Below are 14,611 nucleotides of genomic sequence, written 5' to 3'. Positions count from 1 at the left end.
TTCAGATTAATTACTCAGTCAATTTATTCAGGTCATCCACTCAGCCAATCTATTCAGGTTTCGAAAATGAATAGGGCCATGCCGATTGATTTACGCCCAATTGTTTGTCCGGGACCGGTGACATGGAAAAATTAATGGTCGCACCCTCCATCATCGCTTTATGGCTTAGCCAGTTCTTTTGATAAGGCTGTCCGTTGAATTCGATCTTATTGACATACCGGTTTGCCTCACTGTTGGCAGGAGCATTGATAACGACTGTCTTTCCATTTTCTAACTGAAGGGTAACTTTTTTAAATAAGGGAGCCCCGAGGATATATTGGTCAGTTCCCGGGCAGACCGGGTAGAAACCCATAGAAGACCAGATATACCAGGCCGAAGTCTGTCCATTATCTTCATCCCCGCAATAGCCGTCAGACGTAGGTTTGTAGAGACGGTTCATGGCTTCACGGACCCAATACTGGGTTTTCCAGGGTTGCCCGGCATATTGATATAAATAGATCATGTGCTGGATAGGCTGGTTACCATGCGCGTAATTGCCCATATTCATAATCTGCATTTCGCGGATCTCATGTATGACCGAGGTATAATAGGACGCATCAAAAACAGGAGGAACGATGAATACGGAATCCAGCATAGTAGTGAACTCTTTTTTGCCGCCCATCAGGTTCATCAATCCCTGTACGTCCTGGAATACGCCCCAGGTGTAATGCCAGCTGTTCCCTTCGGTGAAGGCATCGCCCCATTTGAATGGATTAAAATTGGCGGAGAAAGTGCCGTCTGCATTTTTACCATGCATCAGCTTATGCGCGGGATCAAAAAGGTTCCGATAGTTCTGGCTGCGTTTGGCGAAAAGATCGATCTCCGCCTGCGGCCTTTTCAGGGCCTTGGCCAGTAAATAGATACAATGATCGTCATACGCATATTCCAGTGTACGGGCGGCATTTTCATTGATGCCTACATCATAGGGCACATAACCCAGCTCATTATAATATTTATATCCTTTGCGGCCTACTGACTGAAAAGGTCCTTCATGATCTGTATTTTTCAGTACGGCTTCATAAAGCGTGTTGATATCATACCCACGCAACCCCTGCAGATAAGCATCTGCTACCAGGGAGGCGGAATTTGAACCGATCATACAGTCCCTGTGCCCCGGGCTTGCCCATTCCGGCAGGAAACCGCTCTCCTTATAGGCATTCACTAATCCTGCCTGTATATGTTCGTTCAATTCACGATGCAGGAAATTAAAGAGAGGAAATACCGCACGGAACGTGTCCCAGAATCCATTGTCGGTAAACATATAACCAGGGAGCACCTGTCCGTTATAAGGACTGTAATGCATGATCTTTCCCGCAGCATCCAGTTCATAAAATTTCCTGGGGAAAAGCATCGTCCGGTAAATACAGGAATAAAAGGTCCTGGTCTGATCCACAGAGCCGCCCTCGGCTTTCACGCGGTTCAATTCTTTGTTCCAGATGGCTTTGGCCTTGGCTTTTACGGTCTCGAAATCGTCTTTACCGATCTCTTTGAGATTAATCTCCGCTTGTTCGGCGCTGATAAAGGAAGAAGCTACCCGCGCATAGGCCTTATCTCCTCTTTTGGTTATTTTAAACCCAACTACTGCACCTACATGGTCGTCCTTGTATTCGAGTTTGTCTCCGTCCAGCTGATCACCATGAAAAACTGCCGTATTGGCGAAAGGCCGATCGAACACGATCACAAAATAGTTCTTAAAATTATCCGGCACGCCGCCGCTGTTCTTTGTTGTATATCCTATGATCTTATTTTCCGAGGGAATGATCTTTATATAGGACCCTTTATCCAAGGCATCGATAACCACATAGGCACTGTCGGTCTTTGGGAACGTAAACCGAAGACCGGCTGCCCTTTCTGTAGGGGTTATCTCTGTTGTCACATCCGGATCCGCCAGGTAAACACTATAATAATAGGGTTTGGCCACTTCCGCTTTGTGGGAGAACCAGCTTGCGCGGTCATCTTCTTTAAAGACGGGTTTGCCCGTAACGGGCATGATCGCGAATTGCCCGTAATCATTAATCCATGGGCTTGGCTGATGAGTTTGTTTGAACCCGCGTATTTTTATCGCATCGTAAGTATAGGCCCATCCATCACCCATTTTTCCGGTCTGCGGCATCCAGCAATTCATTCCCCAGGGAAGGGAAATGGAAGGATAGGTGTTCCCCGTTGACAGTGTAAAATTGGACGCTGTTCCCATTAAGGGATTAATCCATTCGACCGGATCGGTTAAATGGTCTACGGTCTGTGCCTTAAGACCGGCGAAAGAAAACAGGAATAAAAACAAGGGCCAGCAATTCTTTTTCATTTCATTTATGGTTTGGTTATTTATTTTATTTACTTCAAATCCATTAATTTCAACCTTCATTCCAAAAGCTCCCGACCATTAAAAATAGCGAACGATCATGAATCGAAACAATTTGAACAGATCAATTTTAAAAAGTATTCCTGCCCTTTTGGTCATCCTCCTCTTCGTTTTCCTGACCGTAAGTTTTTTCATTCCCGTCAAGGCAGATAAACAGGTATTTGTCGCCAACACCTTTCAAAATATCAGTTCCTCGATAATGCAGCCAAAGACCTGGGTCAAATGGGATGCAGCGGTTCGAAGTGCCTGGCAAAAAGACTCTTCCGCCTTCCATTACGATCAGGATTCAGCGCGACAGACCCTAACTATCGACATTCCCGGGAAAAAGATCCGCGTCACCCAAATTTCCTACCTGCTTTACCAATTGGAAGAAATTAAAAAAAAGGGCGATCATTCTGTTTTCGGCCTATCGATCGTTCCCTATGTGGGCAACGGTCAAAAAAGATCCGAACACAATTCCTATATTGTTTATTCCCGGTCTTCTAATCTGTTCTATAAGCTCTTTCCTTTCCTGGAAAAAATTTCCTTTGCCAAAAGAACGGTTTCCGATCTCACGGCTTTCCTGGAAGACAACACCCGTTATTATGGTTTCCCGATAGGGATCAAACAAACCACCGATAGCTTCTTTCTCACTAAAAAGGAAGACCTGTCCCCACAAACTCTTTTCTCCAGGATTCCTACGTTATTCCGGGAGATCGATCAGTATGCCCGTGAGAACAACTGCAAACCCGGAATCAAAAATATTTCCTACAGTCCGCTTGGCCATGACAGTCTCACCCTTATGGCGGGTTACAATATCGACAAACCGGTCAAAGGCGACTACCTCTACATTTTCAGACAGTTTCCCGGAGACCAGGTACTGGCCGTCGGTGCCTTCAAAGGTCCCTACCGCGACAGAATTCTGGTTTATTCCGCTATGCAGAAATATCTGTCGGACCATCAACTGATCAGTATCGGACTACCCTATGAACGGTTTTTGTCAGCCTTGCCTATTGCGGATAGCTCTTTGGTAGACCTCGAACTTTGTTACCCGCTTCGCTCTTTTTAATTTTCCCTAATACTGCAATAACCGCAAAGGTGCATTGTTAAAACCCACAATCAATGCTTTTTTTCCACCGGCCAACCGGATAGACTTAATGCTCCTTACTTCACCGGATAAGGTATCCAATGGGGCTGGCAAAGGAAATGATCCTTTGAACCCCCCTTTTCCATCACCCATATACATTTCCATTGTCATTGCATCATAACGCCCCTCGAAGGGGGTGGTTCCATAAAAATTGCCGCCAGCCAGGAAATCCAGTTTTCCATCCCCGTCAAAATCATAAGGCGCAAAATCGAATATCGGGGACCATTGTGCAGATGCAGGAAGCAAAGAAGCACTAAAGCTCCCCTTACCATCGTTGATCAGCACCTGCGAAGCCATGGTATAGATCTTAAACTGCGCAGCGCTGTCCAATTTGTCCCCGAATATTTCTTCTACTGTCAATCCTGCCATCTCTCCATAACTCAGGTATTTTTTCTTCAGATATGGTAATTGTTTTTCCAGGTTCTCCTTGTTGAGAAATGTAAAATATTTCCCGTTTTTTTGAAGGGCGACGATCTGCGCCATCCGCCGGTTGCCCATCATGTCCCCTACGTACATTTTAAGAGGGTTCGTCACACTGGCTGTCAATTTACTGTTAAGACCAAAATTTCCCAGCAACAGATCCTCAAAACCATCACCGTTGATATCGGCGGTTTTTATACTGCACCACCAGCCCGAAAGTTCTACATCGCTGCCTGTAAGTTCCTGCCGGGTAAAATAGCCATGATTATTTTTAAACAGGACAGGCGGCATCCACTCTCCGGTGACGATAAGGTCCTTCCATCCGTCATGATCGATATCGGTCCAGACCGCATCTGTGATCATGCCGGCTTTTTCCAGCCCCGGCGCTATTTTACCGGTAACTACGATAAAGTTGCCCTTACCGTCATTCTGCAATAAATAGCTGGAAGGAGGCATCCCATATATTCCCGCGCTGGCTCTTCCTCCAACAAATATATCCAAGTCACCGTCGTTGTCGAAGTCCGCCACCCGCACTACTGATTTATTCTCGAATAAGGGTGAAAGACCGGCGGACCGATTGAAATGCCCTTTGCCATCGTTCAGATACAACCGGTCTTTCAACTCCTCCGCATTGCCTGTGTATTCATTTCCCCCGCTGACTACATACAGATCCGGCGAACCATCACCATTGGCATCGAAAAATACGGCGTCCACTTCTTCGCATTTAAGATCGCTACGGAATATCATCGAATCGGCCGAAACCTTAAAACGACCATCAGGTTGTTGTATAAACAGGGAACCGCCCTGCCCTTTGGCTCCGCATACATAAAAATCTTCCAGCCCATCCCCGTTCACATCACTTACCGCCACTTTGGGCCCCAGAACGGACAGCTCGTGGGGCAGGAACCATTGGTGGTCAAAGTCAAGAAAGGAGGTATTTTCATGATGGGAATACCGGATACCTGCCTGAAGGGTGATGTCCTTAAAAACCGCTACCGGTGATCGTTTGTTCAGCATGTTCTCTATAAAAACTGCCTGATTGAACAGGGTATCGTTTCGTTTCCGATCATAGGTCAGCAATAATTTTTGATCGGCGGCTATTCCCTTTAGACGTTGAAAGGTATTATCAGGCCAGATGATGACGATGCTGTCTATGGAAGCCTTTTCACCCAGACCAAAATGTAATAGCGGCTCGCAACTGCTCATAAAACCCCTTTCCGGCTGGAGTTCCTGAAAATGGATCTTACCTCCGGTAAACAGAAAAACTTTCGTACCGATGCCAAAGGTATTCGGGGAACGTCCCTTACACTGAATAGTGAGATAATGTGTGGAGGGATGTAGTTGCCTGCTGTTATTTCTATAAATGCCGGCTTCCTGGTTCATATCATTCGTGATCAGGTCCAGGCTGCCATCTCCATCCAGGTCGGCGTAGGCCGCACCCTGTGATAGCGTTGCCTTTCCAAAGCCCCAGTCCGTTGAACGGTCTTTAAAGGTAAGGGTCGAGTCTCCTTCGTATATATAATTATGCCAGGCGCCGGAAGGCAGGTGTTTTAAGATCTCTTTATCATGAACCCTTTTGCCGGTACCGGATTGCTGTTGCGGCAAACCGGAAATAAATTTTACATAGTCCAGATCGTTGGGGCGGTTCTTTATCCCATTGGAGATAAAAATATCGTTCTGACCGTCCAGGTTAAAATCTGCGATCAGCGGGCCCCAGCTCCAGTCCGTCGCTGCAACGCCACTATAAAGAGCTATATCCGAGAATTTTTTACCCTTCCCGGTATTGAGTTGTAAACAATTACGGGCATATTGGTAGTTATAACCGAAACTTCGCTGATAGAGATAAAGACTTAAAGGATCGTCACCCAGGGAAGATTTTAATACTTTTTCGTCTTCCGGCAGCATATCCACGGTCATGATGTCCAGCCATCCGTCATGATTGATGTCCGCAATATCATTGCCCATCGAAAATTTGGATTCATGTCCGAATGCCTGGCCATTCATTTCTTTAAAGGTTCCATTTCCCTGGTTGACATAATAATAGTCGTTCTCATGAAAATCATTGCTGACATAAATATCATCGAAACCGTCGTTATTGAGGTCTGCTACGGCAACACCAAGTCCATAACCAAGGGCACTGGTGTAAATACCCGACTGCCTGGTAACATCCGTAAAATGACCGCCGTCATTGCGGTATAATTTTCCCCCGCTCTCCGGACTATATTTTTCCCGAAGGGATACAGGGCCATAAGCATCTGTCTGGTGAGTGGAATGCTGCAAAAGGAACATATCCAGATCCCCGTCTTTATCATAGTCGAAAAAGACAGCCTGGGTATTATAGCCTACTATATCGAGCCCCCATTTAGCGGCGCTTTCGGTAAAGGTATTATTGCCATTGTTGATAAATAGCTGATTCCTGGAGTGTTGAAAATAGATATGCCCACTACCGTTATGATCCCGGGGATCATAGTTACCCACTGCACAAACATAAATATCCAGGAATCCATCTCCATTAACATCCGCCATTGTGACACCAGTGGTCCAATCGGCCTGTCCACTAACGCCGGCACGACTGGTGATATCTTCGAATGTAAAATTTCCCTTGTTGAGGTATAATTTGTTGCCTCGTTCGTTGGACGCGAAATATATATCCGGCAACCCGTCGTTATTAATATCCCCGATCGTCACACCGGCACCATTATAAAAATATAAATAATCGAGAATGCTCAGGGTATCCCTGTCCACATTCTCATTTATAAAGGTAATGCCGGTCTTTGAAGCCGGTAAAGACGTAAACAAGGTGGGTGACCGATGGGAACAGCCTTCCAAAAGGATAACCAGGAGAAACATGGCAACGGCAAGTCTTTCGGATATTTTCACTTAGGTCGATTAGTTGACAATAAATGGAAACTAAAATATAAGTCTATCAATAAGTCAGGAGTAGCTGCACTGGCCGCTACTCCTGACTGAAGAAAAAATTCAACAAATTAAAATTACTGTATTATAGGCGCTAACCGATCATTTATTACTGATAACCCGGGTTTTGTTTCAGGTTGGTGTTGGTACTCAATTGGGTCTGAGGGATCGGCATGATCAGGGTATGGTTGTCCGCATCATCCGCCGGTTTGGGAGGATAATTCCGGGCCGCGGTATATTTACCAAAACGGATCAGGTCATCTCTCCTTACATCTTCCCAGGCCATTTCCCGGCCTCTTTCAGCCAGGATATTGTCCAGGGTCAGATCGGATAGCTGCCAGTTATCAGCGACATTGCCGGAATAAGCGCGGGTGCGGATTACATTGAAGTCCGCCAGGGCAGGACCCATATTTCCCAACCTGAATTCGCTCTCTGCTCTCATCAGATAGATATCCGCAAGACGGTAGACCACCCAGGCATTGCTCATATTGCCGTTACTGGCACCTGGCTGTGGCCAGTATTTGATGTTGCGCAGACCTGCATGACGGAAGTTGGCGTCCGTTGACGCAGCCGTGAACTGGGTCATTTTATCGTAATAGATCACCGGTGATTTGATACTGTTGTAATCATCTCCAATCCTGATGGTTTGACTTACGCTGGCATCACCATCATAGGTGCAGCAAACATCCGAGCTTTCCACGATCCAGTTCCGGTTTGGCGGATAATTCGTTATACCATCACCCTGGAATTGCTGTCCGATCAGATATTGGGCGGTACGCTGGTCATTGAAGGTCCGCAGTTTGTTCGTCACGGTACGTCCTTTTATGGTAACGGTGGTATCTATGTAACTGGAGGTTGTGTCGAAAAACTGGTAAAAATCATGGGTGGTCGAACCGCCATTATTTCCATATCCGCAACAGGGAATACCGAAAGTAAGGGCCGAGTTGAATTCGAGCGTTACCTGGATGATTCCGTTCCCGGAGATCAATCCATTAGAGGAAAGAGGAACTACGAAAATATTTTCCGGGCTTTGGTTATTCGCACCGTGAAAAGGATCGAAATAATTTTGTTCAAGGCTATAGGTTTTATTGGCAATCACCGAATCGCACATAGCTATACAGTCCGCCCAGCGGGGAGTTCCCGTATAAACTTCCGCATTAAGATACAATCTGGCCAACATACTAAATGCCATATATCGCGTCACCTTTCCATAGGTGGACGCATCCACGGTGGTATTTAGATAAGGAAGAGACGATTTGATATGTAATTCCAGCGAATCAAATACCTGTTTGCGGGAAAGGTTAACGACAGTGGCGGGATCCACTTTAAAATTGGTCACATAAGGGATATTACCCCAAAGATCCATGGCTTTAAAATAATAGAAGCTACGAAGCGCAACCATTTCAGCCAGATCGGCCTGAAGATTGACATCGGTGCCTGGAGGCAGGTTCTGCAGGGTATAAATGACAAAATTACAATCACCGGCGCCGTTAAAAAGATCATTCCAGGTACCGTTCAGATTACCATCCACATCGCTCTGCGCACCCTGGTGATAATACATGCGGGCCCACTGTCCTCCATCATACCAATCCGTACCCCGTGTCGGGAACACCATTTCATCGGAGGTGATCTCATTCTGGCGGCCCGTATTCGTCGGACCGACTACCTGGGTGAGCTGTGCATAAGAAGGCCCTTTCCCTGCTGCAATTTCGGCAGCGTTCTTCCAGAAATCGGCACTGGGAATAACACTGTAGGTCTTAACGTCCAATTTTGTGCAGGCTGCTCCCGAGATCCACAATAGGGCGATTACCGGAGCCCATTTTTTTATACTTGCTAATCGTTTCATTTTTAAAATTTTCTTAAATTAAGAATTAACAGGGTTTAATAACAGGAGCCCGGTTATTTAACGGATATGGATACACCAAGGGTAAAAGAACGGGCCCTTGGGTAAAATCCATTACCGGCATAGTTATTATCCAGATATCCCTGACCGGAACCAGCGCCGCCTTGGGCTCCGTAAGTGCCGGATAAACTGGTTGCCAGGTTGCTGATCCCGGCACGACTGCCATTTGCACCGCTATAGCCTGTCGTATTCGGAGCGCCATAGGGAGAAATTTCCGGATCCAGGCCTTTATATTTGGTGATCACGAACAGGTTATTACCGGCAAAGTATACCCGCATATTTTCAATACCCTTAATCCTGGGAACGTTATAAGATATTGTCAGGGTCTGCAAACGCAAGTAAGACGCCTTTTCCAGCCAATAATCCGAAGTTGTCGGTTTGTCGGTCAATCCATTCGTAAAAGTTTCCTTTAAGACGTTCAAGCCCGGGAAACGTCCGTAACTAGCCAGATTCAGCCTGGAATTGTCATAAATTTTCTGTCCATAGTTGCCATTGAAGGCACCAGTCAGGCTCAGACTCCGGTAACGCACGTTAAAATTAAATCCATAAGTGAACTTTGGTGAAGGATCCGTATAATAATAAGTAGGGTTCCCGTCGATGGATACACCTTTTACACCTGCGGAATCCAATAATTGATTGCCGCTCTGGTCCTTACCCACATAATGCGGCAGGAAAAAGACGGAAGGGTAATAACCTACCTGCAGATAGGTCAGGGGATTAAAGCTCAACCCCTGGCCACCTGCGGAAGTAAGTTGTATATGATTGGACGCCACGGCGTTTCCATTCCATGTTCCGGACAGGCTCGTCACACGGGTATGCACCGTCGTGATCTGGCCTCCCAGGGTCAGGCCAAAGTCCTTATGCCGGATGATATCGACATTTATACCGAGTTCCACGCCTTTATTGGTCATACTGCCCACATTGGCCAGTACGCTGCTGATAAAATTGGGAGGCACCTGTACCCCGTAATTAAACAGCATGTCCTTGGTCTTATCATTGAATACGGAGAGGCTACCCGTTATCCTGTGCTGAAGGAAGGAATATTCCAGACCGAGATTCTGGCCTATTCTTTTTTCCCACTTCAAGTCGGGGTTAGGGTTCTGGGAAGCGCCGTAACCTACGGGGTATGGGTTGTTGGTGCTGGTAGGATCAAAAGTATGCACTGTTCCACCCAGCAATAACTGCGTATTATAAGCGCCGATAGGGTCAGAGTTACCGGTGATACCATAACCGACATTGATCTTCAATTCATCGATCCAGGTGACATCTTTCAGGAAATTTTCCTTACTGATGCGCCAGGCTGCAGATGCGGCGGGGAAATATCCCCTCTGGTTATTTATCCCGAATTTGGAAGAACCATCCTGACGGATGCTTCCAGTCAGATAATACTTATTGTCAAAATTGTAGGTAACCCTGGCAAGAAAGGAGATCAGCTTGAATTCCTCCTTGTTGGAACTGATCGAATTAAAACTGGATATGCCGGATTGCAAGGCATTGTTCTGATTGGGATCTACCAGGTAGCCGTTACCTCTTGCATAAAAATTATCATCCTGGTAATAATTATATTCGTAAACACCGGTAGCAGTGATATTATTCTTGCCGAAACTACCCGCATAATTGATATGAATATCTCCTTTATAGGAGTTAAAATTCGAGTTGTATTTAAACCCCTGGGAGAGCAATCCGCCGGCAGATCCGGGAATCTGCGGAAGATAATAATCGTACTGGGTGTTAAACCGGCTTAAGTTACCACCGGCGCCCACCTTCAACCCTTTCAGCACATCATAATTTACGATCAGGTTCTGTTGTTTCAAATTGTCCACCGAATTTTTCACTTCATTATTCTGTACCCAGACCGGATTTACATAGTTGTAATTGTATATTGGGTTATCCACGCCATTTATTTTCTCCGGCACAGTTGGAGAAATATTATAGGCCCAATAAAAAATATTGGCATCGACATTCTGATGTTTGGTCTCGGTGTTCAATATGTTTAACTGGATATCCAGTTTATCATTCAGGGCTTTTTGCTCTGCATTGATACGAAGCCCAAGCTGCTGTCTTCCTGTATTGATGACGATCCCCTGTTGATTCTGATAATCCAGGGAGGCATGATAGGTAAAACCACCGGTACCTCCTGAAAGACCCAGGTTATGGGAATGGGTATAACCGGTCCGGGTAATCGCCCTCTGCCAGTCGGTATTACCACCCTGATCAACGGCCTGGGCTGTCGAATCTCCAAAGATTTTTTTAGTCTGGCTCAAAAAATCGTTCCGGTTCAGCAGGTCATAATATTTGGCGTCTTTGGCTACCGATACGGAGCCGTTGTATTCCAGCAAAAATGTCCCGCTGCGCCCCCTTTTCGTAGTGATAAGGATCACGCCGTTCGCACCGCGTGAACCATAAATAGATGCTGCGGAAGCATCCTTCAAAAAGTCGAAGGTGACGATATCCGCAGTAGGAATGGAAGACAATACTTCATAATTATCCAGGATCACCCCATCCACTACCAGCAGAGGAGTCTGACTGCCTAATAACGAAGTTTGCCCCCGCAGCCGGATGATCGGGTTGGAATTCGGATCGCCATCCGGTTTGGTAATTACCAGACCCGGTACTTTTCCCTGGACCGCATCCATCGGGGTAGTGATAATACCCTGGTTGAAATCTTTTGCTGAAATACTGGAGACGGAACCGGTGACATCCTTTCTCCGTGCAGTACCATATCCCACGACTACGACGTCATTCAGGCTGGTTCCCTCAAATTTGAGGGTCACTGAAATATTGGTACCGGAGCCGATATTCACCTCGGTGCCTGTAAAGCCTATACTGGAAATCTGGAGGGCTTTTGCTCCGGCGGGTGCTGTAATCGAAAAATTACCGCTTGAATCGGTTGAAGTCCCACCTTTAGATCCTCTGACGGTTACCGTGGCCCCGAAAACAGGATTACCCTTGTCATCGTTGACCCTCCCCGTAACCGTCTTTGTTTGTGCAATGGATTGATGAAAAATTAATAAGAAGAAAAGACTCAGAAGCGTGAGTTTTTTGTAGACATGCTGGTACATAAGCAAACGTTTTTGGATATTTAAATATAGAGACATCAATAAAATGCGTCTGTTATATTTTTAAGAAAACAAGGCTAAATGGCATTAAATTAAACAGATTAACGATTAGTAATTTGTTGAAAATCAATATGCTACGAACAATAAATGACGTCACATCAAAAATCTACGAAATCGGTTAAGTAATTACACTTATTTTTTAATGCAAACGGTTGCGTAAAAAAACGATTTAGCAACCGATTGCAATTTGCCGGGAGGCAGGAAGGAATAATAATTATTTTTTAGCCCTCATTTCATTCAGGGTATCCAGAGGGGCAAAAGGAACGGAATACCCTCCTGAGTCGAGCAAGACCTTCGGAAAGTGCATTTTGAGAGCCGGCCAATCCTTGCCGGTTACTTTTGTGTGAAAAAGGAACAGGGATTGTAAGTGTTTTAGGGGAGAGAGAGAAATTACACCGTTGGCGGTAACGTTAGTGCCTGTCAGATTCAGAACATGAAGATTGACGAGCGAATTCAGGGAGACCAATCCTTTGTCGCTGATCCGGGTATGATTCAACCCGAGAACGGTCAGGTTTCTGCATTGACCGATAGCTGTCATGCCGCTATCTCCAACCGCCTGGTCTCCCAGGTTAATCCAAACCAGTTGTTTTTGCAAAGGCAAAAGCAAGGAAAGGTCTTTATCCGTAATATGACCGGCATTAATAAAATTAGCCGACAAATAATTGCTGCCCCGGGCGACAGGTATCAGTTGGACTTTTTTTGCTTTTAGCAAATCCATGTCTTTTTCCGCAGCCGCTACCACAGGGGCTTCAGGTACCAGGGAATGAGCCTTTGTTCCTCTTCCTCCACTGGCATTCCCATCCTGTCTCGCCAACAGGTAGGAGGCAATTCTGGCTGTACGCGGCAATTCTTTCACCTTCACGGAAAAATCCGATCCATTCCCTATCCACCATTGCAAAATCGCAATATCGCTTTCCTTTAAAACAGATTTTTCTTTTGGAGGCATATGATGCTCGTCTTCAGCAGGCAGCAAAATTCTTTTCAGCAATTCACTTTTACCCATAAGAGATGAATCCTTATGGGAAGAATCCACCCTTTTCCCCGATCCGGCAATAACGGGTCCGTCTTTTCCTCCCCGGAGAATCCAGGCGGAGTCATCGAGACGGAGCTTGCCTTTTTGTTTTTGCGGCCCATGGCAGCTATAACAATTAGCCTCCAATACCGGACTAATTATATCCCTGTAAACTATTGCTTGCTGTATATCGGGAATCGGTTTGTGGATTACTGTGGCAGGACCGGCTTGCCCATTCAGGGCGGAGGTCAGATAATCCGAGCCATGGGTCAAAGATCCGCCCAGGTGTCCGGTAACGGTGATCAATATCAGCAGCAGGACGGAGAGCGCCCCGGAAATCAGTTTACGGGATTTGTCCTTCCCATTGCCCAGGAAACCTGCGTTATTGACCAGACCCCCTGCGTCTTTGTTCTTTTGTTGATTGTTTGTCAGGTCCAGTAAAGCCACCACCGAAATCAGGCATACGCCCAGGCCCATCCATTTATGCCAGGCCACCAGGCTCTCGTCATACTCCCCGCTCAAGGACAATAGGTATCCTGTAAGGCTGGACACCAGTGCCGAAAACAACCCCGCTATAAACACCAGTTTTATTACTGCATCGGAAATACCAAATTTCGGATAACGGGAAAGAACCTTTAACAACAGGCCCATCAACAAAATTCCAATAGGTAAATGAACCAGGACCGGATGAAAACGTCCAAAAAATTCTATTATCAATAACATCAGGAGGGTAGATATCTTTTACGTAAAAGGTGCATCATATAAACATTTATCGCCCACTGGTCCGCCAGCGGTTGTCGCGTATAGGGAAGAGCGGGCATATAATCCGGAGGGCCGAATTCTGTGAGTATGGTCAGACGCCCGCCCGTACGTTTTTTTTGAGCGACTACTTTATCCCACCAGCCCAGGTGAGCCTTCACGCAGTCTTCCCATTCCGGCGCCCGGGGGTCGTTGACCTGGGGACCGTCAGGATGACCGATACGGGAATGGATATGGTCTACTCTTTCCAGGGCGAGGTCAACTGTAGCCTGCTGGTCTTCCAAAAGGCTGTTATGCACATTCGTCCAATGAGAAATGTCCAGCGTGATCCGAAGCCCGGGATTTTTTTCGATAAAATGCCGGGTAGCCGGTGCTGCAAAAAGCATTCTCGACCGATGGGTCTCATGCAGGATCAGAATACCGGTCCTGGCCGATAATTCAAGCGTATGATCTATAAAAGCCTGGTTCTCGTCAACACTGAAAAAATCCCTTCCGGAATGACAATTGATGTAGATAGGTCGCTGGAAAGTATTATGTGCCGCATCACCGATCATATGCTTAAAATGATCCAGGTGATCCCGGAAATCAGGTTGATCCCCGGCCACCAATAGCCCAAGATCCAGCTGATATTTTTTTAAGGCGGTGAACAAGGCATCCTGCCCGGCTTTTTCCTTTGGCCACCAAATCTCGATGCCTTCATATCCTTCATTTTTTACTTTGGCGCAATAGGTGTCGATACTCCCCTTGAAACCCCAATCCGTTGCCAGGAACTTTAATTCGAAGGAGCCGGCCTTATGAACTGCCGGTTGCGTTGATATCAATGGATCCGGAGCCGGCATTTTTTCCTGAGCCAGGGAGTCCAAAGAAGACAGCAGCAGGGCGGTGGTGGCAGATGTAGAAGATTGAATAAAATTTCTTCGGTTATACTTCATGTTTGTCGAAATTAAAGGGTCGGTTG

Annotated in this window: 7 protein-coding genes; 1 reads left to right on the top strand and 6 read right to left on the bottom strand. The window is 46.3% G+C overall.

Going from position 1 to position 14,611, the window contains the following annotated elements; translation table 11 throughout:
- Positions 1 to 49: 49 nt before the first annotated feature.
- Entirely contained in the window at positions 50 to 2,341 is a 2,292-nt protein-coding gene (locus ACX0G9_RS22980; RefSeq protein WP_459067311.1) for a GH92 family glycosyl hydrolase, read from the bottom strand.
- A gap of 97 nt (positions 2,342 to 2,438) precedes the next feature.
- Between ACX0G9_RS22980 and ACX0G9_RS22975 the strand changes: the two genes are divergently transcribed.
- A complete protein-coding gene (locus ACX0G9_RS22975; RefSeq protein WP_459067310.1) occupies positions 2,439 to 3,446 on the top strand; it encodes a hypothetical protein in 1,008 nt (335 codons plus the stop codon).
- Between the two features lie 6 nt (positions 3,447 to 3,452).
- On the opposite strand, the gene ACX0G9_RS22970 is transcribed toward ACX0G9_RS22975, so the two are convergent.
- The 5 genes from ACX0G9_RS22970 to ACX0G9_RS22950 all read right to left on the bottom strand — a co-directional run bounded on the left by ACX0G9_RS22970 (position 3,453) and on the right by ACX0G9_RS22950 (position 14,585).
- Positions 3,453 to 6,824 carry a VCBS repeat-containing protein gene (locus ACX0G9_RS22970; protein WP_459067309.1) on the bottom strand — a complete coding sequence of 1,124 codons (3,372 nt, stop codon included), beginning with the start codon at positions 6,822 to 6,824 and terminating at the stop codon, positions 3,453 to 3,455.
- A 145-nt stretch (positions 6,825 to 6,969) separates the two neighbouring features.
- Positions 6,970 to 8,706 (bottom strand): RagB/SusD family nutrient uptake outer membrane protein, encoded by a 1,737-nt coding sequence (locus ACX0G9_RS22965; RefSeq protein ID WP_459067308.1) that lies wholly within the window; start codon positions 8,704 to 8,706, stop codon positions 6,970 to 6,972.
- Positions 8,707 to 8,759: 53 nt separating this feature from the next.
- Complete coding sequence (locus ACX0G9_RS22960; RefSeq protein ID WP_459067307.1) at positions 8,760 to 11,825, bottom strand: SusC/RagA family TonB-linked outer membrane protein; 3,066 nt, start codon at positions 11,823 to 11,825, stop codon at positions 8,760 to 8,762.
- A gap of 271 nt (positions 11,826 to 12,096) precedes the next feature.
- Positions 12,097 to 13,617, bottom strand: a complete 1,521-nt coding sequence (locus ACX0G9_RS22955; RefSeq protein WP_459067306.1) for a c-type cytochrome domain-containing protein — start codon at positions 13,615 to 13,617, stop codon at positions 12,097 to 12,099.
- Complete coding sequence (locus ACX0G9_RS22950) at positions 13,617 to 14,585, bottom strand: sugar phosphate isomerase/epimerase family protein (protein WP_459067305.1); 969 nt, start codon at positions 14,583 to 14,585, stop codon at positions 13,617 to 13,619. Before ACX0G9_RS22950 ends, ACX0G9_RS22955 begins: the two co-directional genes overlap by 1 nt.
- Between the last annotated feature and the right edge of the window lie 26 nt (positions 14,586 to 14,611).

The sequence above is a fragment of the Flavitalea flava genome, from assembly GCF_054461575.1.
Note: the sequence above shows the minus strand (reverse complement) of the source record. Positions and strands in the feature narration are given on the sequence as shown.